Origin of the sequence: Niastella soli (assembly GCF_017742245.1) — a bacterium.
GTDB lineage: Bacteria > Bacteroidota > Bacteroidia > Chitinophagales > Chitinophagaceae > Niastella > Niastella soli.
In genome coordinates this window covers 2,855,748-2,880,118 of sequence record NZ_JAGHKO010000001.1, presented here as the reverse complement: position 1 = coordinate 2,880,118, position 24,371 = coordinate 2,855,748, and the positions used below count along the sequence as shown (strand labels likewise).

The 24,371-nt window shown below is 43.3% G+C and carries 19 protein-coding genes; 3 read left to right on the top strand and 16 right to left on the bottom strand.

The window, feature by feature from the left end; all coding sequences use genetic code 11:
• Positions 1 to 288 precede the first annotated feature (288 nt).
• The 7 genes from J7I42_RS11820 to J7I42_RS11790 form a co-directional block, all read right to left on the bottom strand.
• Positions 289 to 978 carry a hypothetical protein gene (locus tag J7I42_RS11820; protein WP_209138987.1) on the bottom strand — a complete coding sequence of 230 codons (690 nt, stop codon included), beginning with the start codon at positions 976 to 978 and terminating at the stop codon, positions 289 to 291.
• 174 nt (positions 979 to 1,152) lie between these two features.
• Entirely contained in the window at positions 1,153 to 3,219 is a 2,067-nt protein-coding gene (locus J7I42_RS11815; protein WP_209138986.1) for an alpha-ketoacid dehydrogenase subunit alpha/beta, read from the bottom strand.
• Between the two features lie 222 nt (positions 3,220 to 3,441).
• A complete protein-coding gene (locus tag J7I42_RS11810; protein ID WP_209138985.1) occupies positions 3,442 to 4,053 on the bottom strand; it encodes a fumarylacetoacetate hydrolase family protein in 612 nt (203 codons plus the stop codon).
• 148 nt (positions 4,054 to 4,201) lie between these two features.
• Positions 4,202 to 4,777 carry an aminoacyl-tRNA hydrolase gene (gene pth / locus J7I42_RS11805; RefSeq protein WP_209138984.1) on the bottom strand — a complete coding sequence of 192 codons (576 nt, stop codon included), beginning with the start codon at positions 4,775 to 4,777 and terminating at the stop codon, positions 4,202 to 4,204.
• Positions 4,778 to 5,055: 278 nt separating this feature from the next.
• Positions 5,056 to 5,700: a 50S ribosomal protein L25 gene (locus J7I42_RS11800; protein WP_209138983.1), complete on the bottom strand. Its 645-nt coding sequence runs from the start codon at positions 5,698 to 5,700 to the stop codon at positions 5,056 to 5,058.
• Between the two features lie 28 nt (positions 5,701 to 5,728).
• On the bottom strand, positions 5,729 to 6,679 hold the full coding sequence (locus J7I42_RS11795; protein WP_236065414.1) for a ribose-phosphate pyrophosphokinase: 951 nt from the start codon (positions 6,677 to 6,679) through the stop codon (positions 5,729 to 5,731).
• Between the two features lie 141 nt (positions 6,680 to 6,820).
• Positions 6,821 to 7,039, bottom strand: coding sequence for a hypothetical protein (locus J7I42_RS11790; RefSeq protein WP_209138982.1), 219 nt, complete (start codon positions 7,037 to 7,039; stop codon positions 6,821 to 6,823).
• Positions 7,040 to 7,164: 125 nt separating this feature from the next.
• Here J7I42_RS11790 and radC point away from each other — a divergent pair, with 125 nt between their 5' ends.
• Complete coding sequence (gene radC, locus J7I42_RS11785; protein ID WP_209138981.1) at positions 7,165 to 7,857, top strand: RadC family protein; 693 nt, start codon at positions 7,165 to 7,167, stop codon at positions 7,855 to 7,857.
• Between the two features lies 1 nt (position 7,858).
• Here radC and J7I42_RS11780 read toward each other — a convergent pair whose 3' ends face one another.
• The 9 genes from J7I42_RS11780 to J7I42_RS11740 all read right to left on the bottom strand — a co-directional run bounded on the left by J7I42_RS11780 (position 7,859) and on the right by J7I42_RS11740 (position 22,618).
• Positions 7,859 to 8,176 (bottom strand): DUF3467 domain-containing protein, encoded by a 318-nt coding sequence (locus J7I42_RS11780; RefSeq protein ID WP_014216490.1) that lies wholly within the window; start codon positions 8,174 to 8,176, stop codon positions 7,859 to 7,861.
• A gap of 147 nt (positions 8,177 to 8,323) precedes the next feature.
• Positions 8,324 to 9,757, bottom strand: coding sequence for a SusD/RagB family nutrient-binding outer membrane lipoprotein (locus J7I42_RS11775; protein ID WP_209138980.1), 1,434 nt, complete (start codon positions 9,755 to 9,757; stop codon positions 8,324 to 8,326).
• 14 nt (positions 9,758 to 9,771) lie between these two features.
• Positions 9,772 to 12,969 carry a SusC/RagA family TonB-linked outer membrane protein gene (locus J7I42_RS11770; RefSeq protein WP_209138979.1) on the bottom strand — a complete coding sequence of 1,066 codons (3,198 nt, stop codon included), beginning with the start codon at positions 12,967 to 12,969 and terminating at the stop codon, positions 9,772 to 9,774.
• Between the two features lie 460 nt (positions 12,970 to 13,429).
• Positions 13,430 to 13,930 (bottom strand): lipid-binding protein, encoded by a 501-nt coding sequence (locus tag J7I42_RS11765; protein WP_209138978.1) that lies wholly within the window; start codon positions 13,928 to 13,930, stop codon positions 13,430 to 13,432.
• A gap of 26 nt (positions 13,931 to 13,956) precedes the next feature.
• Positions 13,957 to 14,592 (bottom strand): DUF5011 domain-containing protein, encoded by a 636-nt coding sequence (locus J7I42_RS11760; protein ID WP_209138977.1) that lies wholly within the window; start codon positions 14,590 to 14,592, stop codon positions 13,957 to 13,959.
• A 29-nt stretch (positions 14,593 to 14,621) separates the two neighbouring features.
• Positions 14,622 to 16,079, bottom strand: coding sequence for a SusD/RagB family nutrient-binding outer membrane lipoprotein (locus J7I42_RS11755; RefSeq protein ID WP_209138976.1), 1,458 nt, complete (start codon positions 16,077 to 16,079; stop codon positions 14,622 to 14,624).
• A gap of 36 nt (positions 16,080 to 16,115) precedes the next feature.
• Positions 16,116 to 19,298 (bottom strand): SusC/RagA family TonB-linked outer membrane protein, encoded by a 3,183-nt coding sequence (locus J7I42_RS11750; RefSeq protein WP_209138975.1) that lies wholly within the window; start codon positions 19,296 to 19,298, stop codon positions 16,116 to 16,118.
• A gap of 429 nt (positions 19,299 to 19,727) precedes the next feature.
• Positions 19,728 to 21,800, bottom strand: a complete 2,073-nt coding sequence (locus J7I42_RS11745) for a ComEA family DNA-binding protein (protein WP_209138974.1) — start codon at positions 21,798 to 21,800, stop codon at positions 19,728 to 19,730.
• A complete protein-coding gene (locus tag J7I42_RS11740; RefSeq protein ID WP_209138973.1) occupies positions 21,797 to 22,618 on the bottom strand; it encodes a hypothetical protein in 822 nt (273 codons plus the stop codon). The genes J7I42_RS11745 and J7I42_RS11740 overlap by 4 nt, the downstream gene beginning before the upstream one ends.
• A gap of 107 nt (positions 22,619 to 22,725) precedes the next feature.
• Between J7I42_RS11740 and folD the strand changes: the two genes are divergently transcribed.
• Positions 22,726 to 23,601: a bifunctional methylenetetrahydrofolate dehydrogenase/methenyltetrahydrofolate cyclohydrolase FolD gene (folD, locus tag J7I42_RS11735; RefSeq protein WP_209138972.1), complete on the top strand. Its 876-nt coding sequence runs from the start codon at positions 22,726 to 22,728 to the stop codon at positions 23,599 to 23,601.
• Between the two features lie 75 nt (positions 23,602 to 23,676).
• Complete coding sequence (locus J7I42_RS11730) at positions 23,677 to 24,297, top strand: 7-carboxy-7-deazaguanine synthase QueE (protein ID WP_209138971.1); 621 nt, start codon at positions 23,677 to 23,679, stop codon at positions 24,295 to 24,297.
• The last annotated feature ends 74 nt before the right edge of the window (positions 24,298 to 24,371 follow it).

Below are 24,371 nucleotides of genomic sequence, written 5' to 3'. Positions count from 1 at the left end.
GGTACGAGAATCAGTAGACAAGGTACAAGTGCTTAACATTCAAGCGCCTGAACTTTAACGGGCTTCCGAATAGCAAGCCTTGGGGCCTTAAACAAAAGCAGGTGGTAGATACCACCCGCGAGTCACATGAGAAAAATTCTATTACCGCAACTTGTTTTATATGATCCAGGGATGAGTTGCGATAGGCTTTAGAAAGAAATCCCCGGAGTTCGTTCATTCAGTAGTCCCCGACAAGTCGGGATGGCTCAGCAATCGCTGACCTCCTGTGCGAATTCTTGCCGCTTTTTGCTACCGTACTGCTTTTGAATAATGCAACGGACGTTTGTGCAGAATATCCATCAACAGTTCAAACAAATCATTTTCCCGGTAATTGTACCTGAACTCTGTTTCTTTTACGTGCAGGTCAAGGGTACCGCTGTTTAAACCTCGGAATTTTATCAACCGCGATTTCAGCATACCCCAGAACAGATCGACTTCATCGATGTGCGATTTGCCACGGGTAACACCTGTTACCGAATCATTAATACGGTACAGGCGAATGCTGTTAAAATCGGCAATGCCATTGTACATGTGAAGGCGGTACTTTTCAACAATATCGCGCTCGCCTTCCGTTTTTCCTTTTAACCAATCGTACATCCACTCCGAATCAATGTTGGCAATTTTATCGGTGTAAATGGTTTCATCGTTTCTAAAAATGCCATAAAACGATTTCTTTGAAGCATCACCATTGCTGGCAAAATCTCCATTTTCCGACGCATGATAAACGGCCGTTCCATTAGTAAATTGAAATGGATTCCTTTCCTCGCAAAACTTTGCGATGTGTGTACGAATTAGTTTGAAGTACGCATTTACCGTAATACGACTAATTCCAGTGATGTTGGCGATCTGTGTGGCTGTCAGATCTTCTGAGAATAATTTAATAAGTTCCCGAACTTTCCGCTCAGAAAGATGGGCACCTTTCAGATATCTGTTTTTCATGGCTGCTAGGTGGTTTGAAGTACGTAACTCTACGTAAATAAGACAATTTTTAGTATACACCCAGTGTTAAAATATTACAAACGGCAGAAAGTATAGGATGTACGATACAACCTACTTATCTTGTAGAATAAGCGGAGAAGTAAAATTATCTTGACGTGAAGGAATTGCTCGTTTTTACGAGAGTAATAGTTGTTTGATTTTTGCCGCCACCTTGTCACTATTTGGTAACACAGCCTGTTCAAGTTGCATATTCATCGGTATCGCCGGAACATTCAATGCACCTAACACAGTTACAGGTGCATCGAGCCATTGAAAACATGTATATGATATTCTACCTGCAAGTGCTTCTGCAAAGGAATTGTTCTGTTGTTCTTCAGTAAGCACCAAACATTTACCATGTTTTTTTACCCTTTCAAAAATGAGCGCTTCATCAAGTGGGTATAACGTACGCAAATCGATAATATCAACCTGCCCCGGGAAATTTTTCGCGGCAGAACGTGCCCAGTACACTCCCATGCCATAAGTTATAACACAGCACGACTCACCGTTAGTAACGTTTACTTCTTTTGCTTCCAGCACCAGGGCCGCCTTACCTAATGGCAATACATAATCTCTCGAAGGCTCAATAGCTTTAGCCTCTTCTGTACCTGGAACTTTGCTCCAGTATAAACCTTTATGTTCAAGCATTACAACCGGATTGGGATCAAGGAAGGCCGCCTTCATCAACCCTTTCATATCTGCGGCATTGGAAGGATATACCACCTTGATGCCTTTGATCGACAACAATGTTGATTCCACACTGCCACTATGATAAGGGCCGCCACCTCCATAGGCCCCGATAGGTACCCGTATTACTGTTGCAACAGGAAATTTACCACAGGTCAAATAACTCGATTTGGAGATCTCCGTCACCAGCTGGTTGAAACCGGGATAGATGTAATCGGCAAATTGCACTTCAACAATTGGCTTTACGCCCACGGCACTCATGCCCACTGTAGATCCAATTATATATGCTTCCTGAATGGCCGTATTGAAAACGCGGGTATCGCTGAATTTATCAGCCAGCGTGGCGGCTTCCCGAAACACACCACCCAGGCGACGGCCTACATCCTGTCCATATAACAAGGCCTCGGGATGATCTTCCATGATTTCCCTGATGGCGAATAAGGCGGCATCAACCATTATGATCTTTTCATTGCCAGCTGGCTGCCGTTGCCCTTTTTCCTCGGTAACAGGTGTTGGCACAAAAACATGATCTGTTACAGTTGCCGGATCTGGTTCAGGCGCCTCTGCGGCTTTTTGAAACTGCTCTGTAACGGCTGCCAGGGCCTCCTTTTCTATGCTCTGTAAATGCTGTGAATCGATGCCAAATTGCAATAAACGCATCCGCAGCTGTGGCAAGGGATCGCTCACTGCATGCTTTTCCAGGTCTTCCTGCGTGCGATAAAACTCCCTGCGCACCCCACTGGTATGGTGGCCTAATAAGGGTACCCGGGCTTGTACCAGATAAGGTGTTCTATGCTGACGTACGTATTGTACTACCCGATGCATGGCATCAAAACTTTCTTCAAAATTGCTCCCATCTATACGAACGCGGTCAAGACCGGGAAAGCCCGCCGCATAATCATAGGCATCCATTACGCGCACTTCTTCGGCGCTGGCGCTGATGCCCCAGTTGTTGTCTTGTACAAGATAGATGATGGGTAGCTTTTTCAGGATGGCGAACTGGAATGCTTCACTTACCTCTCCTTCTGTTACGCTGGCATCGCCCAATGAGCAGATCACCACGGGTAATTCGCCATTGGGGCCTTTTATTAGTTTATTGGAACTTATATCTTCAAGATATTGTAAACCCTGGGCTACCCCGGTGGTTGGAATGACCTGCATACCGGTGGCGCTGCTCTGATGTATAATGGTGGGTTTATCGGCCCCGCGGTAATTGGGGTGTGAATAGTATTCGCGGCCGCCGGTAAAAATATCGTCGCGTTTGGCCAGCAGCTGCAACATTAACTGGTAGGGAGTAAAGCCCAACCCCAGCAGAATGCTCTCATCCCGGTAATACGGGCTTACATAGTCACAGGGGAGTAATTGAAAGGCCGTAGCCAATTGAATGGCCTCATGGCCACGAGACGTTGAATGAACGTATTTACAAATGGCGCGGTTTGCCTCATAGGTATCGGCCATGGCTTTGGCGGTACACATTAGCCGGTAAGCCTTCAATAATGTATCGGTGTGCATCATAGATAACCGACAAAAGTAGTAATAACAAATGTTAGTTTGGACTGAGATAATGGGATTTTTGACTGGGATAATGGGATTTGGGGGATTTACAGGATTATGGAGGGAATATGGCCCCAATTTTCCGAGCCATCCCCTGCACCCTAATCATCCCAGTTCAGACAATAAAAAAGCCCTCCCCGAAGAATCGGGAAAGGCTATTTCCTTGTAATGATGATCTATTTGTTATTTGATCTCTAAACTTAATAAGCTGTCGTCTTCGATAAAGGCTTCCAGCTCGTCACCAACTACGCATTCGCCTACCCCTGCCGGAGTGCCGGTAAAAACAAGGTCGCCGATGTTCACTGAAAAGTAGTTGGAGATATACGCCACTACTTTATCAAAGTTATTGATCATTAAACCTGAATTTCCCTGCTGCACCAGTTCCTTGTTCTTATATAAACAGAAGTTGATGTCTTTTTTGTTTTTGATATTCGTAAGCGGGATCCATTTGCCAATAACGGCCGAGTTATCCCAGGCTTTCGCTTTCTCCCAGGGCAGCCCTTTTTCCTTCAATTCAGCTTGTATATCACGCGCTGTGAAGTCGATGCCAGCTGTTACGGCATCATAATACTTGCTGGCAAAGCGGTCCTGAATGTATTTACCATTCTTTGAAATACGCAATACCAGTTCACATTCGTAATGTAATTCGTTTGTGAACTCGGGGTAATAAAAAGGGGTATGAGCCTGCAGTAATGCACTCTTAGGTTTCATAAACACTATAGGTTCATCCGGAACCTCGTTACCCAGTTCTTTTGCGTGAGCCACATAATTACGGCCTACACAGAAAATTTTCATACTCAACAAAGGGTTTAATTGAGATAATTGTTTTCAAGTTTCATGCGCCTGGAAAAGCCGGGGGTACGTGGTCATAGAGATATTGGAAATCAGATTATTACTCACCACAAATATTGGCATTGCGAAAATAAAGATTCAAATTAACAAATCATAGTGTAAACTCCAATTTATTCGCTTCATTCATAGTTCGTTCTATGCCAATAGTGATAAAATTTTCTACCACCTCCACACATTTCTCAATCTTTCGTTTTACTAAGGGCGATTCCTCGGGCGTCCAGCGGCTTAAAACAAAATCCGCCTGCCCACCTTTGGGGAAATTGTTACCGACACCAAATCGTAATCGGGGGTATTTATCGGTAAGAAGGGTCTCCTCTATGCTCCGCAATCCATTATGACCGGCACTGCTACCCGAAGATCGAAGCCGTATTCTGGAAAGCGGTAATGCAATATCGTCTACTATTACCAATAATTGTTCCAAAGCGACCGATTCTTTTTCCATCCAATACTTTACCGACTTGCCACTCAGGTTCATATAAGTGGTGGGCTTGATAATTGTCAATTTCTTGCCCTTCCATTTCATCTCACAAACGTGTGCCAGTCTTCCTACCCCAAAAAGGCCACCATGTTTTTGGGCAAAAGCGTCCACTACATCAAAACCTATGTTATGACGCGTATACACATAATCTTCTCCAATATTACCTAATCCTATCAACAGGAACTTCATGTGGCAATGATTGAATAATGGGTGGTGGGGTAAGCTATATGCAGAAAAGGCCAAAAATGATCAAAACGGTCTTATGAGTCAAGGGTCAAATCAGGCAATCCGGCAAAATGGACAAACAGGTCAAATGAGTCGCTGTTCTATCAGGTGGTCTGTTCAAGTAAAAAGGTCAAATCAGTCAATGATCCCTTTTTCTCAGTTCTTCATGTGACTCACCTGACCTCTTTATATTTCGACTTAAAAGCCCCGATTTATCGGGGCTTTTTATACATTGATACTTCTTATTTTTTTGCAGCAGGCGCTTTAGCAGCAGCAGGTGCAGCAGCTTTAGGAGCCGCGGCTTTGGTAGCAGCAGCAGGTGCAGCAGCTTCTTCCTGTTTCAACTGACGCGTCATAACAACTGATGCAATAGGAATACGTGGTGAGTTAAGGATCTCGTAATTGGGCTCATTAACATCTTCAACACGAATGTTTCCGTTCAGTTGCAGTTCTGTGATATCTACCTCGATGTTCTCTTTCAGGTGTTGAGGAAGTGATTTCACTTTTAATGATTTCACCTTTGTAATAAGGCGACCACCATCTTTTACCCCTTGAGATGCACCGGTAAATTTAACAGGAATAGTAGCAATAACCGGTCTGTCCTGAACCAGTTCCAGAAAGTCTACGTGTGACAGTTGATCTGTAACCTTGTCAAATTGCAGATCTTTCATGATACACTTGTAGCTTTTTCCGTCTACTTTAATTTCAGCTAACTGGAAATCAGGAGTATATACGATGGGTTTGAAAGCCAGCACAGGCGCTGCGAAAGCAATTTCCTGTGTACCGCCGTAAATTACACCAGGCACCAGTCCCTGAGAGCGAAGTTGTCGGGTGGCTTTTTTCCCGATTTCGGTCCTCAGTTGTCCTTCGATTGTAATTGATTTCATGTTTATGTTTATTTAAAAATTCCAAGATTTAGCTGTTCCTTCTTTGGCTATGAATAAACAGCCCCGTTATACTTCTGTTCTCGTATGCATTGCGAATGGCTACAGCAAATAATTCGGCAACGCTTAAGATCTTCACTTTTGATATCTTCTGTTTCATCGGTATCGTATCGCATACTACCAGTTCTTCCAACACACTGTTCTCAATATTTGAGTATGCATTTCCGCTTAAAACAGGGTGTGTACATAAGGCGCGAACGCTGCGAGCTCCTTTCTCCTTCAACAAACCGGCTGCTTTTGCCAGTGTACCACCAGTATCACAGATATCGTCTATCAACACTATATCCCGGTCGGTAACGTCGCCAATAACCACCATGCTGGCAATTTCGTTGGCCCGTTTACGGTGCTTATCGCATATCACCATTTCAGCATTAAAATAAGATGCTATTTCGCGAATACGGTTGGCACTTCCTACATCGGGGGCCGCAAAGGTAAGGTTTTCCAACTGAAGTTGTTGGATATAAGGAATAAAAATAGCAGAACTGTCGAGATGGTCAACAGGAATGTCGAAATATCCCTGGATCTGGGGGGCATGAAGGTCCATGGTGATCACCCGGTCGGCACCGGCAGCCACTAACATATTGGCAACCAGTTTAGAACCAATGGCCACGCGGGGCTTATCCTTCCTATCCTGCCGCGCGTAGCCATAATAAGGTATTACAGCCACCACCTTATAGGCCGAAGCCCGCCGGGCGGCGTCGATCATTAATAATAATTCTAGTAAGTTCTCAGCTGGGGCAAAAGTGCTTTGCACTAAAAAAACCATGTCACCCCGGATACTTTCCTGGAATACAGGCTGAATTTCCCCATCACTAAACTTTGAGATGGTTATTTTTCCAAGGGTGGCCCCAAACTTTTGGGCTATTTTCTCGGCCAGGTACTGTGACCCTGTGCCGGAAAAGATCTTGACTGACATTTGCATACCGCAATAAAATGTGCGGCGAAGATAATGCGAAGCGTGGGATTTGCCCGATAACCTATGGACAAATTATTTATTTCTCCTTGATAATTAAATAGCAATTCAATGGTAACTGATTAATCGGTGCATCCCCAAAACGTGCGCTTACTTGGTTACTGTCAGCAAAATATTTGAACTCCCGGGCGTCATGGCCACAGTTTTATGGTTCGATCCCTCCTCTTTTGCGATCTTTTTGGGATAGAATGCATAAAAAATAGCTGAACAAATAAAAATAGAGAAGAAAAGGGCGACAAAATACATGCCTATGCAAAAAAGAAAAGGTTGATAACCTCCAATAGCGGCTAAAGTAGTCTTTCTATTCATGGGGATATAGATTAAGTATTTACAAAAGATTTGGATTTCTTTATGAAATAGTGCACAATACTAGTACATAACGCACTTTTTGTGGTTATAGTATTTGTCCGAAAAGTAATAGAAATTTTTGAACTATGCAAGAAACTAAAATTACAATAAAAGAATGGGCTAAAGACGACCGGCCCCGGGAAAAGCTTCTAGGGAAAAATCCAGCTACTTTGAGCGACTCAGAACTACTGGCCATACTCATCGGGAACGGTAATCGACAAAAGAATGCCGTTGAACTGGCAAAAGAGGTCCTTCGACTGGGCAAGAACAACCTAAATGAACTAGGTAGAATTACCATACAAGAAATGATGAGTATCAAAGGAGTAGGTAAAGTGAAGGCCATTACCATCATGGCCGCCCTGGAATTAGGCCGGCGCCGGCAGGCCTCTTTATCGCTCGAAAAACCGATCGTAAAGGGTAGTCGCGACATAGCCAACTACCTGCAAGCCCTGTTACGCGACCTGCCAAACGAGGTTTTTGCCGTGGCCTATTTGAACCAGGGCAACCGGATAAATCATTTTGAAATAATAAGCAGAGGTGGTATAACGGGAACCGTAGCCGATCCCCGTGTAATATTAAAAAAGGCATTGCTGGAGGAAGCGGTGAGCCTGATCCTTTGCCATAATCACCCTTCGGGCAATTTAGAACCGAGCCGGGCCGATCAGGACCTTACCCGGAAATTAAAAGAGGCAGCCAAATTGTTCGACATTGCCCTCTTTGACCATATTATAGTGAGCGAAAATGGCTATTTCAGCTTTGCGGATGCAGGTTTGCTTTAGTTTACGCCTGGGCTGTAGGGCCACCAAAATTCATAGGGATCTGCACGTCTTCCAGGTCCTGGATCTTTCCGTTGGCAGCTTCAAAACGCTGAATATTCTCCGTTAAGGCCTTCATAAAGCGTTTTGCATGCTGAGGCGTTAAGATGATGCGTGACTTTACCTTGCTTTTAGGCGTACCGGGCATTACATTCACAAAATCTATAACAAACTCGGCGTGGGAATGGGTAATGATGGCAAGATTGGCATACTCCCCTTCTGCTACTTCTTCAGATATTTCGATATTAAGCTGGTTTTGCTGCTGGTTTTGATCTTCCATCATAAAAAAGTTTAAGGCTCAAAAGTAAGAAACCGGGCGTAATGGATTGTACTGAATTTTATTTTTCCTGTTATAGGGTTATTAAAAACAAAACCGTCCCGTCTCGGCTGAGCCGAGACGGGACGGTTTGTATGTTAAACAAGGAATATATTAATTTTTATCCCAGAACAATTTGAAATCCACTTTATCTCCACCCATATGACCGGCAGCGGTGGTATAATTGGTACCATTCAACTGCTGCTCGTTACCGGGGTAAGGGAAGCGGGTTGGGAATTTTGAAACCGCGTTTACCACAGGTGTCAGTTTCGGATAGTCGAGCCTTCTTACTTCGGTCCAACCTTCGAACGGACGATTAAATAAAGCGATCCATTTCTGGAACCCGATCTTTTGTTTCCAGCCACCAGCAGCAGGCGCTGTTGTATAGGCTACATCTGCCTGTCCCAGGTAGGTATTGGCTTGAGCGGCTGTTCCACCCCAATAAACAATGGAATTAGCGATAGCGTTGTTATAATGTTGTTCGGCAGTACCGGCTACAGCATAACCACGTTCTAAAGCTTCAGCCCGTAAAAACTCTAATTCTACATAATCCAGGAAGACATAAGGAGAATCAGCAGCATACACCCTTGGACCAGGATGGCTGAAATCCTCATAAGTATTCGACGCACCTACAATGCCACCGGCATATTTACCAGCATCGTTAGCAGTAAAAAATAATGTTTTGCGGGGATCGTTCAATGAGATCAACGGATCCATCAAATCTTTTGCAGCAACATAATCTGAACGGCCACCAGATACAATGTCTGTATAAATAGGACTTTGGTTAGGGCTGTTCTTTTGATATTTGAATATTGCGCTCTGGCTAAATGAAGAAAAAGCTTTTGCATCAGCGGCTTCCACCAATGCTTTTGCGGTTGCATTATCTACATCAGCCAGCATCATACCCATTTTAAATTGCAGGGTATTACCAAATCTTATCCATGCGTCAACAGAACCACCGTAAAGGATATCATCTGCACTTGCAAAAGCGGTAGAAGTGTTTTTTAACTTGCCGAGGTCGTCTGCCAGTCTTTTCAACAGGTCAGCATATACGGTTTTGGCATCGTCATATACCGGGGTCACGTTTTCACCATCCAAAGCTGCTTTGTAAGGGATATCACCAAAGGAATTGATCAGTACACTGTAAGCATATACCTGAGTGATATCAATAATTGCCAGCTGGTTTTGTTTAATGCCTGGATCTAAATAAGCGTCAGCAGAAATAAGCTTTGCACCTTCCGCCAGGTCTTTTAACACATCGCGATAGAATCTCGTCCACCAGGATTGTGGAATAGCACGGGTAGTAAAATTATACTGTGCTTCATCCTGGTAAGTGGCCATAGCCCAGTGATTTACAGTAAACCGGAATACATTTATGTTTACGCTGGTACCGATCAAGCCATCGGCCATATTCCTGGTTGCATTGGAGAACAGCATTGATCCGGGAACAATGGTGGGCTTTTTTGTATCATTATTAAAACGGGAGATATCTTTTGTACATGCCGCTAAAAACAATACCGGCAATGCTAAATATAGGATCTTTCTCATGATTTGTTTCAGTTTTAGAATTTCAATCTAACGTTCATACCAATAGAGCGGGTTGTTGGATAAGCACCGCTTTGCATACCAATCAGGTTACCTGCTGAAACAGTTTCTTCAGGATCAGCGTATGGTAAGTTTTTATGGATGATCCATAAGTTGCGGCCAAATACAGAAACGTCAATTCCTTTAATGGCTTTAACTTTTCCAAAAATGCTTGATGGTAATGAATAGGTAAGATTAGCTTCTCTTAATTTAACATAGCTGGCATCGTAAGTATAAGCAACCTGAGGTTCCTGCGGAGAGTTAGCATCTACAACAACGCGTTTGTTGTTTACTTTTCCATCTGCAGTTACGCCCTGGAATATTACACCACCGCCATCGGCCAAACTGTTACGAACGGGGTTACCCAGATCATTTAAACCAGCAGTTTCTTTATAGATACCGGTACCCTGTGCATAGAACTGATCAAGTGACCAGATGCTGCCACCTTGTTTCATATCAATCAGGAAGCCCAGTGACAGGTTTTTGTATTTAAAAGTATTGTACATACCACCGATCCAGTCAGGGTTAACATTACCGAAGACATTGGTGGTAGTGGAAGTAGCTACATAATATCCATCATCATCAATCAGCCTTTTGCCATCTAACATTTCATAAGTTTTACCCTGAATAGTTCCATATGGCTGACCAACAGAAGCGTTTATGCTTACACCACTCTGGAATGAACCCAGCTGCAGGTTCTTAGCATCCCCATTCAATGAAAGCACCCTGTTACGGTTGCGGGTATAGTTTAAGTTAATAGTCCAGGAGAAGTCTTTTGTACGAACAGGTGTACCGTATACTGACAGTTCAATACCTTTATTCTCTACATCACCCGCATTTATCCATTTCTTGGTATAACCAGAAGCAGCGGATACTTCAGAGTTGATGATCTGGTCGACCGAATTGGTTTTGTAGTAAGTCGCATCAAAACCTAAACGATTTTTGAAGAATGACATTTCCAAACCTATTTCACGGCTTTGAGTACGCTCAGGTTTGATGTTTGGATTGTTCTTGGTATCCTGTACAGAGAACAAGATGGCAGAACCAAACGGTGTCGGCTGATCGTATACATCTTTTATAACGTTGAATGGAGCGTTGTTACCTACTGTTGCATAGTTTACACGCAATTTACCGCTAGACAACCAGGGCACAGTAGTGAGGTGGTGTGAAAACAACCAGCTGCCTGATACCGCATAATAGTTATAAGCATTGCTGAAAACTGGTAAAGTTGAAGCCCGGTCTCTGCGGAAAGTTGCGTCCAGCGTCAGGTAATCCTGGTAGCTCAACGTTGCACCGCCAAAATAACCATCCACGGCAATCGGTTGATAGGTTTCAACTGGCGCTACCGTTCCTTTTGAATTTGAAATGGCATATAATCCGGGAACGATCATTCCACCAGAAGTAGTAGCCAGGCTTGAGTTGGAATTAGTCCTGCGCATATTGGTACCCAACAGGGCCTTGAAATTAAGGTCCTGGGTAAGGTTTTTATCAACATTGGCCATCAGATCGTAGTTCAATTCATTGAATGTACGGTCGAAACGAGTGTAGGAAGATGTACCCTGGCTACCCACGGCAACACGCTCTTCCTGCAATTCTGAATAATTATCAACCGAAACACGACCCAGGAAACTTAACCAATCGGTTGCTCTATAATCAAGAGAAGCATACCCAAATGCACGGCTACGCCAGTCAGTTTCATAGTTCTCATAAACTGTCCAGTAGTAGTTATCTGTATAAATGGGTACCAAACCCGTTAATTCATTAGAAGGGCTTTTCCAGTTCCAGGTAACGTTTTTATGATTCCTGAAATAGGCGTCTTTTTGTTCTTTGATATCGACGTTGGTCTGATACCACTGTCTGAAATTCTGATTTATATTACGACCGCTGTAACCAGTACCATACCGGCCCTTGCCATCTACTCTGGAATAGTTAACAGAAGCGGTGGCCGTTAATTTAGGAGTAATTGCATAAGTAGTACTGAAGTTTACAATATTTTTCCTAAGGCCGCTGTTTGGCAGAATGCCATGTTCTTCGTTTCTGGTATAACCTAATTTAAAGGAACCTTTATCGCTGGCGCCATCAAACATAATGCTTTCGTTGTTCGAAAGGTGTGTTTCATAAAATGAAGATGGGTCATTTTGTGCGGCTACCCATGGACGGGCCTTATGGTAGTTCGGGCCGGCTGCATCAAATGCATCCCATTGATACACCATTAAATTGGGATCAAACTTAACACCGTAAGATGCATCTTCAGTCGTAGGCGTTACATAATCTTTCACGCCATCGCCATTCACATCGAAATATAAAAATCCGTCTTTCTGATAGGCGGCTGAATAACCTGCGCCGTATTGTTTCTGATACTGAGGGAAGGTCGTTCTATCCATTGAGTTAACAGTAATACCTGAGTTCACTGTTAATCCCAATCCTTTTTTAGCTTTTTTGGTAGTGATCATGATCACGCCATTAGCAGCCCGTGATCCATACAGGGCAGTGGCGGCGGCGCCTTTCAACACGTTGATGCTTTCAATGTCATCGGGGTTGATGTCGGCAGCAGCATTACCATAATCATACCCACCGCGACCAGTTACCTGGTTGGTATTGGGCCTGGTGTTCATTGAGTTATCAACCGGAACCCCATCTACCACGAATAACGCCTGGTTATTACCGGTAATTGATTTGGTACCGCGGATCACAATATTGGTAGAGCTACCCATACCGTTACCCTGGTTAATTTGCAAACCTGATACTTTACCAGAAAGAGCACTGAAGGCATTGCCCGTGCGATTCTTGCTAAGCTCCTCACCTGCAACAATTTGCGCAGCATAAGGCAGGGTATTTTTTGTACGTTTGATACCCAGGGCCGTTACCACTACCTCACTCATCGTTTCTGAATTGTTCAATGAGATCGCCATTGTTCCAGAACTGCTGGCTTTTAATTCTGTTCCTTCAAAACCAACGGCAGAAACAACAAATGTGGCATTGGCAGGAGCGCTGATGGAGAAGTTGCCGTTTGCATCCGCGGCTACGGCAGTGTTGGAGCCTTTAATCTTAATGGTGGCAAAGGGGATCGGATCTCCTTTTGAGTCCTTTACCTGGCCGGTGACAGTTTTGGATTGCCCCAGGGCCATAGCAGTGCATAGCACTAACACTGCTAGCAGTGATAGCATTTTTCTCATGTGACTTGTAAGTTTAATTTTGAGGTTCTAAATGTATTGAAAATCCTGATTAATAATCAAAAAAAAGTTAAATCAGGAAGTGTGGTATTAAGAACCAATTTCTGCTAGACAAGAAGGAATTGGAAAATGCTGCAATCGTTTTTGCGAGTAAAAACCCGCTAAAAAGTGATGAAAATCAGTAAAGAAGTAATAAACTGTTCTGTAAAACATTCAAATAATCGGCTTAATACATTACACAAATCAGCTAATTATTTTTTTCAGGCATTACATAGTTTCATTTAAAAGAATTAAAACAGCTCCTCCCCTCTTTTTGGAAAAAACGAGCTGCCCTTCGTACGCAGGCTCCGGCAGTGCGTCGCCAAAGGCTTTGCCGGCGCGAAGCCAAAACCGGCAAAAAGAAAGGGTTGCCCTTTTGGACAACCCTTTTTATCGTTTTTAATCTGCAGATTTATGCTGCGGACTAGTAATCATCTTCAGAGAACATGGTCCTTGAAGTACCTGCGATGGTATATTTATTACCAGGATCGTCAGAAAACTCCATTACCATATATATACTGTCGGTGGTAGTGCCGGAAAGCGCTTTTGACGCTTTAGCCAGAATTTTACCATCGGTAACATTTACAGTACGTCTATAAATGTTGCTTCCATCCTTTAAATCATACGGACTTGCGTAATTCTGCGTTGAAAAAGTCAGGTTGGTCATATCGAACTTCACTTTGCATCTAAACGACGCGTAGTTTTCCATGTCGTCGATTACAATAGAATCCAGATTTGACGAAGTATTCGAAGTGACAATTCTAAACGGATCAGAAACGGGCCCTACTTCCGGTGTTGCGATCACCCACCATTCATTAGAAACCTTTTCGGCATACGTGACACCTTTGTCAGGAAGGTTTCTTTTGTCACAAGCTGAAATGAAAACAATACACATTCCGATTGCTATAATAGCTATGCTTTTCATAATTAATTTTTTAGTGGTTCGGCGAATTATTGCAGTTGCCAGGAACGAGCTTTGTTATAAATGCCTTGTTTGGGCAGATCAAATTTTATACTCATTTTGCCTGTCAGGGATATTGTACCGGCACCATAAACAGGGCCATATCCGGTTGTTTGTTCAGGGATCTCAACAGTTAAACCATCCAGCGTTGTAAATACGCAGGCGATTGTGGTAGGGCCATAGAAGTTATCCATGGTGTACAGTCCTTCGGCAACTTTTTCAACAGTTGCTTCAAAATCGCCCCCTACATATTTATAAGTACCTGAAACATCAACACCCGGCGCCTCATGTCCGCTTAAAACAACCACGGTCCTTGATTTAGTAGCCGCAAAACCATCTTTATTTATAGCAGTATAGGTAACGGTGTACAATCCTGGCACGTTGGTATCCACTTTTCCTGAGGTAGTTACTGAAATGGGCGCTCCTTTTTCTGTAGCCGTTGCACCAGGGTCGGTATAGGTATCGCCTTTAACCAGGGACATATACTTATCGCCTTTCATTGTGATGAGCGCAAAATAAGTAACCTTTGAAGAAGCCACCTGCTCGTCGTTAGCAACAAAATTGTCGTCTTTGTTACAGCCGGTAACTGCAAAAAGCACTATTAATATTGGAATAATATATTTCATTGTTATTTTCATTTATTACTTGAACAAAATTATTTCGCCCACCAAACGGGTGTTGTAAGTGGTACTTCAGCAGGGGTGCTTGTATTTCTTGATCTTTCAACATCAGGGAATACCAGTCTTTTTGGGAACTTACCGCCTGTTACACCATTTTTTGAATACACCAGTTGACCGGGGATATAATTAAGGTCTGTAGAATAAACAGTACTTGATTTGGGATAACCCGTTCTGTTCCTTTCAAAAAATGCTTCCAGCGAATGACTGCCAAAAGGCAGGGAAGCCCATTTTTGAACTATAATGGCTTCTATTTTTTGCTCTAATGTGCCGGCAACCGGATAGGCATATTTTCCACCGGGAGCAACGAATGTGCTACCATCATTCCCAACCGCATCAAACGCAGCCAATACTCCGTCATTGTACAAGGTCTGTGCGTCAACACCGCCAAAATAACGCTCGCGGGCTTCAGCTTGCATAAAATAGGATTCAGCCAAAGAGATAAACTCTACAGGATCTGTAGCACTCTGAACAAATACAGCTGTTGTACCATAGCTGGGATCTGTACTGGTATAGTCGCCCTGGTGCATAGCAGTTGGTGCAGCAACTCCAAAGTAAGCTTCACTACGGGGATCACCATTGGCCGCCAACCAGGAAGTGAAAGTTCTGCTGGCCCGAAGGTTAGTACCCACATTCAACCGTTGAATGTTATAGGCGTAAAAGGGGTTTTGTTTGTCGGGTGTTTCGGTATATCCGGTAACAGCGGCGTTAACATCCAAAAATGCAGCCCCATCGCTGTACAGTTTTTTAATACCTGCTTCCGCCTCAGCTGGTTTGGCATTTACCATCCGCAAATACATTTTTAATTTCAATGTATTGGCAAACTTTTTCCATTTGCTTATATCGCCACCGAAGATCAGGTCATTAGCACCAGGAGGGGTATTGGTTTTTGCTGCAAAGTCTTTACCCAACGCTTCATCGATCTTCTTTAACAGATCAGTATAAATAGTATAGCCATCATCAAAAGCAGGATTTAAATTGGTAGTTCCCAGTGAAGCCTGGCTATAAGGAACTTTATCGTACAGATCTGCCAGCACCTCAACGGTGTAAGCCTTCATAACGGTTGCCATCAGGAAGTAATTCCAGTCGCCACTGGCATTAGATTTATCCAGCACATACTGATAATCATTAATTGCACCGGAATACAGTTCCGTATAAGCACCGTTATAGTCGGTGTTCTGCAAATTATAGGCATCAATTGTTTTATACTGGTTACTGGAGTAAGCCTGGGTATAATATTCTGACCAAATTCCACCCAGAATAGTAAGATCACCGCCAATTCTACCGGCAGATGACATTACAGCCACCGGGAAGACCAGCGAAGGGCTTCCCTGAGACAAGTCAGGCTTACTGGGATCCCTGTTGATATCAAGCTGGCGCTTACAGCTTGAAAAAATGATAACGCTACCTGTTATTATAAAGAGAAACTTTTTCATTGTAAACTTCATTAATTAATGATTTTGGAATTCATTTTAAAAAGTTGCACGCAGTGTAACCCCGTATTGTTTTAAACTGGGGCCTGTTCTAAACTCACCAAATTCACTCTGTAAATCGTTACCATAGTTGGTAACCTCCGGATCGATGTATCTGTTCGATTTTGGAGTCCAGAGCATGAAATTCCTTCCGTATACTGTCAATGACAGATTCTCAGATTTAATCTTTGACGAAATCTCACGAGGTAAACGATAAGTAAGGGTAACGTCTCTCATTTTGAGGAAAGACCTGTCAATGATCCGCTGAGAATATGCCAGCGCTTTGTTAGTAGTAGGATAATAATAATCATCGATATGCGCCTGATCTACCGGCTTGGTATTTTCAGCATATGTTGTCTTACCAGAACCATCAGTTACTTTATACACTGAATTAGGCACAACAAACGGATTACGATCATTATAGGCAGTTGCCAGGGCATTTCCGGTAAACAGTGTCAGGTCGGCTGTACCACTGTAAAACATACCACCTTTGCGATAGTCCAAAGAGAATCCTAATGAAAAATCCTTATAGGTAAAGGTATTTTGCAAACCCATCATAAAATCACGCTGTGAAGTACCATACTCGGCCTTGTCTGGTGCAGCCACAGGAATTCCGGTTACACTATCAACTATGATCTTACCATCAGCAGTGTACATGGGCACTGGAGCCAGGAATACACCCAATGGTTTTCCGGGAATGGCATCAAATTCTGCTTCATATGCAGTTTGCAGTTGCACTTTGTTAGGCCCACCATTCAAATTCTCTACTTTACTGCGGTTGCGGGCAAATGTGTAATTCACAGCCCAGGTAAAGTTTCTGTTTTTGATCGGGGTCGCATCAAATGTTAACTCAATACCTTTATTGCTAACCAACCCCAGGTTTTGTACATAACCGGTATAACCTGTGGAAGGAGCAACCGGAACTGTAAAGATCTGGCCATCTGTACGTTTGTCGTAATAAACTACATCCAACCCAATCCGGTTCTTTAACGCCCTGATCTCAGCACCGAACTCAGCCTCATTGGTAATAACGGGCTTAAGGTTCAGGTTATGGATGGTGTTATCAAGTGAATATCCAGCCACGCCATTGAAAGGGAAGGTAACATCACCAAAGCCCAGATCAACTTTACCGGGAGTTAGTGTATTATAAACCAGGTAAACCGGTGCATCAGAACCTGTTTTACCATAAGCTGCTCTGAATTTCAACAATGATATAGGCGTTGTTTCCAGATGCAGGGTTTGTGAAGCAACCCATGAAACGTTAGCACCGGGATAGAAGAAACTGTTATTGTTGACGGGCAATGTAGAAGACCAGTCGTTTCTGGCATTAAGCGTTAAAAATAACTGGTTCCGGTAACCCACAGTAGCCTGTGCATAAGCACCAATCAGTCGTTTACTGGTTGTTGAATTGGTAGCAGTGGGCGGGTTGTTTGAATTGCTCAAATTATAGAAACCGGGAATAGTAAGACCTTCAATTTTAGCAGATACTTCTCTTGATTGTGATTGGTTGTAGGCTGTACCGGCAATTGCTTCCAGGTTAAAGTCATTGTTCAGGTCTTTATTGAATTTCAGGTTAAACATTCCGTTGATAGACCCATCATAATTACTTAACTCCTGGTATGAACCAATGTCTGCCTGTCTTTTTGACCCTTCCACATTGGCGCCATCGTTCCAGCTACCAGCTGAAGGTGCATTTACCGCATTGTGAATGCCGGTACGGGAGTTGGAAAAGTCACCCCCAAAAATAAATTCAGCAGCTAACCAGTCAGTAAATTTATATCCCAGGTTCACGTTACCGAAGATCCGGTCAGCATTTTGTTTACTTCCATTTTCGTTTAAACCATAGTATGGGTTCTCGGCATATGGAGTAAAATAGTTATCTACATTAAAGAACTTGTTCTTGTAGTTTTTAAAATCCTCGATCGGAATATCAACCGGAATTTGTAAAACATCTTCAAATAAAGAAGATCCAACCCCAGAAACCGAGTTGGTAGCCACTGCATTCATACGTCTGTTAACATAGTTGATAGACGTATTAAGGGTGAATTTATTATAGGTTGAATTGCTGCGGAATGACAGCGTGTGACGCTCGAGGTAGTCAGCTTTTGTAGGAATGATACCATCGCTGAATACATTACCATAAGAGAAATAGAACTTGTTAGTCTCATTTCCACCAGATAATGATACCGTGTTATTTGATTCATTACCCCAATCATAAAAGTCCTTGATATTATCGTGGTATGAATAAGGCTTTAAAAGCTGCGAATTGTCTACAATAGAACCCCATAAGCGGGTTTTTCCATCAAGACGTGGACCCCAGCTTCCGTTTTCAGACAAAATGAATGTACCGTCCCAACCCTGACCAAAATCTTTTTGGAAGTCGGGGGTTTTGCCAACCTGGCTTACGTTATAAGTGCTGGTAACGTCAACTTTCAATTTTCCAGCCTTACCTTTTTTAGTGGTGATCATGATAGCACCGTTCTTTGCCTGAGAGCCATATAAGGCAGAAGCGGCTGTACCCTTAAGTACTGTTATACTTTCAATATCATTGGGGTTCACATAGTTCAATCCGTTACCATAGTCGTATTTTCCATCGCCACCAGAAGCCTGTCTGGCATCCGACAAAGGCACACCATCAATAACATATAACGGTTGGTTATTACCGCCTGAAATAACTCCATAACCGCGCAAAACCACCTTGGTAGAAGAACCAGGCGTTCCGCTTACAGTAGAGATATCTGCACCAGCGATCTTTCCCTGTAATCCATCCAAAGCCCCTAACGGCGCCGAACGGTTGATATTCTCTGATCCAAAAGTGGAGGTAGAATAACCAACTTTGGCTTTGCTTTTAACCTGTCCTAAAGCGGTTACAACCACTTCTTTCAAGTTATCTTTTTCCGTTAAGGATACCGTAATGTTTGTTTGAGAGCCTGCAGAAACCTCATAATCCTGGTAGCCTGCACCAGATACTACCAGTTTGGCTCCTGCATCGGGAATGTTGATTGTGAATTTGCCATCTTTATCGGCGGCAACACCAGAAGAAGTTCCTTTAACTTTTACAGAGGCGAATGGAATCGGGTTTCCCTGCGCATCTTTAATTACTCCGGTCACAGTGTGGGTTTGACCAAAGCTTATGGCAACGCAAGCAAGAAGCATCGCTGCCAACGATACAATTTTTCTCATGAGACTTGTAGATTTTTTAAAATAAATAAACCTGAAAAACTAAAGACTGAAAACTTTTTTTAATTCATTCGTTAATAAAATAGTTTTTATCTAACCGGTAGACAAAACGATTTCTTCAAATGCTGCAAACTAGCAGCATAGATAATTTCGCTTCAAGAAAACTTTGTGATGTGACGATCGTGCTTCAACCCGCATCCGTGTTGAGTTACATGCAGCCACCCTCGGTATTTCTAAACTTCACCAGTTAGCAATAGATCTAAAAAAAACGTGAACAGTTTCTGTTATGTCATGAAAACTTAACAGAATCCTAATTAACAAGGCGGCAAATTTATATGATTTGGGATTATGTATAACCGAATTTAATTACCGCTTTAATTGAATTTTAATTTTATTGTTAACGGTCCTGATACAAACAGGCAAACTAATTGTTCATCGCCTTGTTAAAATAACTTGCAGTTTGGTATCAAATCTGTTGTACGCTTCGGTTCCCGATTTCATTGCCGCCTCTTCTTTTGTTGATGGAAATAGTGATTGCGCCACAGAAAAAGAAAAAAGACAACTTATTTTTTTAGGCGGTTGCATTGCAGACCGGTTCGTTAACCGGTAATTAACATTTACTATGTAGCGAAATACCTTATCAAATAGCGGTGGGATGGAAAAATTATATAATACGGTATTTTCAAAAGCGTATAGGCGACTATTGTAGCTATCCGTTTCTACATATTGAGCCCGCGCACTAAAGAAAAATGGTTTGAATGCAGGCTTAACATGCACATCGGTGTAAAAAAGAAAACCCGTTTCGGGTTGTTTTTTGTTACGGGTAACCCAAACAGTTTCTACCCGGCTTCGCAATTCAACCGTTTTATTTAATCGATAACTAATATGAGTGCGCCAGTTTAACCGGGTTACTGGTACTACCGGCGAAATACCCGGTAAGGGATCGACCTCATTCATCGATTTTGTTTCCTGCCTGAAGCGGGTGTATATTTCTACGTATTTGCTGGGCGTATAAGCAAGCTGCACCAAATATTCATGACCACCAGATGGCGCATTCACCTGGTATTTTAACCAGGGAAACCTGAAAACATCCATATATACATCCAGCTTCCAGCCAACAACCGGTCTGATGGACAACCCGGCATAACACCCCTTTTCATTAACCGGCAAACTGTTTTCGGTAAAAGCATTGCTAAAAAGCGATTGATACCGGGGACCAATGTTGCGATACACGATTGCCAGATCTACTTTAGGGTCCAGGCTGGCTAACAAACCATGTATCATGGCGCGGTTCAATAATTTATCAACCGCCACCTCGCCATACACGTGCATATTATGGAAAGTATAACTATAATCGAAACTATAATTACTCCAGTACTGTCCATTAATGGCAAACTGATCATACACCGCCACACCCGGTTGCAGGGGTTTCGATAAATGATATTGAACAGCATTTATCCCAACATGCGACTTGTTATTTGCCAGTTTCAGGGCCGCTCCCGTAGTCAGGCATTGCACATTATTTCGGTCATTCAGTTCGGCCAGTGTTCGATGATACCCGGTTGTTATTATAGAAGAAATATATTCAAGCGAATTCAAAAAGCTGTCCGATACCAGGTTGGTATTTAATTTTCTGATTGAGCCGAATGCAGTAAACTGCATTTGATTCTTTTGTAAGGTGACGCCAACGCCTCGGTGAAAATTGTATTCCCCGGCGGAATTATAAGGTTGCAAGGGGGCGCCCTGCCGTTTTATCCCCAATACATCAGCGCTTTTTTTAAATGCCATACCCTGCCATTGAATTAACCCCTGCCCTAACTCCACAGTAAAATCACCAAGAGCCAGCGATTGAATACGCCCCAGGTTGCGGGCAAATAAATGGAAAGAATAAAAATCGAAGCCGTTTTTTTGGGTGCCTTTAAAAAATTGCTCGCCAGCATCTTTATCACCGGTCATACCCAATTGCAACAGGTTTTTATATTTGTATTTATACCGGGTCATTACGGCCACTGCACTTCCCAGATAGCTGTCGGTGGCTTTTAGGGCGTCACTGGAAGTATTTACGGTTTTTGCTACCCGTAATAAAAGGGTTTGCTCACCATGCCGGAGCCGTTCGCCCAGCTTTTCAATAATGCTTTTTTGATCACTTATGGTAACATAGGGCAATAACCGCTTTATAGTGCCCACATCCCAGGCGGGTACAGCCTGTAGTTCGTTCACGTGCAATAAGGGGCCCAATAAATTTCGGTATAGTAAAAAATTGCTGATCTGCAGGTCGGTCAACAGGCGCAGATTTTCCAGGTCAATTTCAGTGGCGGTATTTAAATCCAGTGGGTGCTTTTGTAAATACTCCAGTTGCTGCCATTGGCTGTCATCTTCAGTCATCCCTTCTTCGCGCTCGGCCTGCATTTCGAGCTGTTGTTCATTCAGGGGTATAGCTGGCTTCTCCTGTGCAGCCACCACTAGTCCCTGTGTAACCAACCATATGACAAACGACCATTTCACGGTTCCCTTTTTTGCTTTCCATAAAATAGCAACAACAATCCCGGTGAAAGTCCCAGTTGAGGATGGTAGCGCACGCAAACATCGGCGCGGCAATGCTTCCATTGCCAGCCTATACCGGCATAAGGGGAAGTAGTGGCGGTGGTAATACCCGCGCGTACAAATAACCTGTCGGGCGACAACACATATTGCAAACCCGCCTGCACATTTACCGGCTGGTTCTCCTCTTTAGTAAGCTCTGCACTCAGGAATAATTGTTTCGATACTTCATAACCGGCGCCAAACTGATAAACCGCCGCCAGCTTCTCATCCCGGTGATTGCGAAAGTGCCCACCCACCGGATTTACCAGATGAAATCCGGTGATCAGGGTTGAACTGATCTGCCACTGGCTGCCGATTTCAAATCCAATGGCCGCATCATTGCCATAACCGGCAATGTGCATCATATTATAATTGCACTGGATGCCCAGGCTTACCCGCCCCAGATCTTTGCCATAGGCACACCCTATTTGGCTTTCATTAAAATCGCTAAACCCACTGTATTGCATGACCATGCCCACACCACCCCGCTGAACGGGCATGGCCGCGGTAGCCATATACAGAGATAATGGCTTTAACCCATATTTTTGTTCGGCATAAACTCCTGCACTTGTGCTCGTAATTGTACCCAACGCAGCCTGATTGGCCAAAAAGGAAAAAGACTGGGTAAACTGATGACTGTACGCGCCCAGCCCAGTATATAAGGTACCAGGAGAGTAATGTATTGACTGACCAAAGGCCAGGCAAGGGATAAGAGATAATGGCAATAACAGGTTTCTCAAAACAGTAAGCTTTTCAGAATCAGGCAATAAACATATATAAATTTTACTGATATAACAAATCTTTGTTCAGGTTAGGGCAACTTACCGCAGTACTTTACCTTTGCGCCATGAAAATTTTAGACGGGCAGCTTGTATCGCAGGCAACAAAGGACGAATTGAAATTAAAAGTGGCTCAATTGGTAGCAGAAGGTAAAAAAGTACCGCATTTGGCCGCCGTATTGGTTGGAAACAACGGAGCCAGTGAAACATATGTAGGTTCAAAAGTAAGGACCTGTGAAGAGATCGGATTTCATTCTACCCTTATTCGCCTTGAAGACACCATCACCGAATTCAAATTGCTGGAAACAATTGAACAACTGAACAACAATCCCGATGTGGATGGTATTCTGGTACAATTGCCATTGCCTAAACATATTTCTGATGAAAAAGTGATCAACGCTATTGATCCTGCAAAGGATGTGGACGGTTTTCATCCTGTTAGTGTGGGAAAAATGGTACAGGGGCTCCCTACATTTATTCCTGCCACCCCGCATGGCATTATGCTGATGCTGGAACATTATAAAATAGATACCAAGGGCAAACATGCTGTAGTTATAGGCCGCAGTAATATTGTAGGCCGTCCTATGAGCATACTGCTCAGTGCCAATACCAACCCTGGTAATTGCACCGTAACCATTTGCCATTCGGCAACTAAAAATTTAAAGGAGCTGTGTCTGCAAGCTGATATTATAGTAGCAGCCTTAGGCAAGCCAGAATTTGTAACGGCTGATATGGTGAAGGATGGCGCTATTGTAATTGACGTAGGCATTACCCGTGTTGAAGATGCTACCAAAAAAAGAGGTTATTCCTTAAAAGGCGATGTGCAGTTCGCTTCTGTTTCACCCAAAAGCTCCTGGATCACGCCGGTGCCTGGTGGCGTTGGCCCAATGACCATTGCCGCATTGATGAAAAATACTTATAAAGCCTGCATAGATAAGAACTAAAACATAATGTGCAATGAGCCATTGTGCCCGGGCATACTGGCTCATTGCACCATTATTATCCCGAACTTTGTGTTAATGACAAAAGCTACAATAGATACGATTCAATATCCTGTAATGGAAGCCTTCTATACCCTGCAAGGCGAAGGTTACCATCAGGGAAAAGCTGCTTATTTCGTTCGTCTGGGCGGATGCGACGTGGGTTGCGTGTGGTGCGATGTAAAAGATAGCTGGGAAGCCGGAAAACATCCGTTGCAATCTATAGATGATATTGTTGCGGCGGCCAGTGTATTCCCCGGCCGCATGGCGGTAGTTACGGGAGGCGAACCATTGATGCATAACCTCGATGCACTGACCAGTGCCCTGCATACCGCCGGCTTTGTAACCAATATTGAAACTTCCGGTGCCTGGCCCGTTAGCGGCTCATGGGATTGGATCTGTTTATCGCCTAAAAAATTCAAAGCCCCCCTTCCTGAAATATTACCACTGGCCAACGAACTGAAAGTGGTGATCTATAACAAAAGTGATTTTGAATGGGCCGAAAAATATGCCGCCCTGGTTTCTCCTTCCTGTAAACTATTCCTACAACCCGAATGGAGTAAAACGGCCCTTGTAACTCCACTTATCATTGACTATATCAAAGATCATCCCCGGTGGGAGTTCTCACTTCAATTACACAAATACATTCATGTGCCTTAATGGCATTTATAACGCTTTCTTATAAACTTTTTCAACAAAAACCTCGTCTAATAAGGGGTGGATTTTTATCTTTA

What these genes read in the sequence shown, in the direction of transcription:
- J7I42_RS11820 (WP_209138987.1), bottom strand. Translation starts at nt 978, where the DNA reads ATGAAAAACAGATATCTGAAAGGTGCCCATCTTTCTGAGCGGAAAGTT.
- J7I42_RS11815 (WP_209138986.1), bottom strand. Translation starts at nt 3,219, where the DNA reads ATGATGCACACCGATACATTATTGAAGGCTTACCGGCTAATGTGTACC.
- J7I42_RS11810 (WP_209138985.1), bottom strand. Translation starts at nt 4,053, where the DNA reads ATGAAAATTTTCTGTGTAGGCCGTAATTATGTGGCTCACGCAAAAGAA.
- pth (WP_209138984.1), bottom strand. Translation starts at nt 4,777, where the DNA reads ATGAAGTTCCTGTTGATAGGATTAGGTAATATTGGAGAAGATTATGTG.
- J7I42_RS11800 (WP_209138983.1), bottom strand. Translation starts at nt 5,700, where the DNA reads ATGAAATCAATTACAATCGAAGGACAACTGAGGACCGAAATCGGGAAA.
- J7I42_RS11795 (WP_236065414.1), bottom strand. Translation starts at nt 6,679, where the DNA reads ATGCAAATGTCAGTCAAGATCTTTTCCGGCACAGGGTCACAGTACCTG.
- J7I42_RS11790 (WP_209138982.1), bottom strand. Translation starts at nt 7,039, where the DNA reads ATGAATAGAAAGACTACTTTAGCCGCTATTGGAGGTTATCAACCTTTT.
- radC (WP_209138981.1), top strand. Translation starts at nt 7,165, where the DNA reads ATGCAAGAAACTAAAATTACAATAAAAGAATGGGCTAAAGACGACCGG.
- J7I42_RS11780 (WP_014216490.1), bottom strand. Translation starts at nt 8,176, where the DNA reads ATGATGGAAGATCAAAACCAGCAGCAAAACCAGCTTAATATCGAAATA.
- J7I42_RS11775 (WP_209138980.1), bottom strand. Translation starts at nt 9,757, where the DNA reads ATGAGAAAGATCCTATATTTAGCATTGCCGGTATTGTTTTTAGCGGCA.
- J7I42_RS11770 (WP_209138979.1), bottom strand. Translation starts at nt 12,969, where the DNA reads ATGAGAAAAATGCTATCACTGCTAGCAGTGTTAGTGCTATGCACTGCT.
- J7I42_RS11765 (WP_209138978.1), bottom strand. Translation starts at nt 13,930, where the DNA reads ATGAAAAGCATAGCTATTATAGCAATCGGAATGTGTATTGTTTTCATT.
- J7I42_RS11760 (WP_209138977.1), bottom strand. Translation starts at nt 14,592, where the DNA reads ATGAAATATATTATTCCAATATTAATAGTGCTTTTTGCAGTTACCGGC.
- J7I42_RS11755 (WP_209138976.1), bottom strand. Translation starts at nt 16,079, where the DNA reads ATGAAAAAGTTTCTCTTTATAATAACAGGTAGCGTTATCATTTTTTCA.
- J7I42_RS11750 (WP_209138975.1), bottom strand. Translation starts at nt 19,298, where the DNA reads ATGAGAAAAATTGTATCGTTGGCAGCGATGCTTCTTGCTTGCGTTGCC.
- folD (WP_209138972.1), top strand. Translation starts at nt 22,726, where the DNA reads ATGAAAATTTTAGACGGGCAGCTTGTATCGCAGGCAACAAAGGACGAA.
- J7I42_RS11730 (WP_209138971.1), top strand. Translation starts at nt 23,677, where the DNA reads ATGACAAAAGCTACAATAGATACGATTCAATATCCTGTAATGGAAGCC.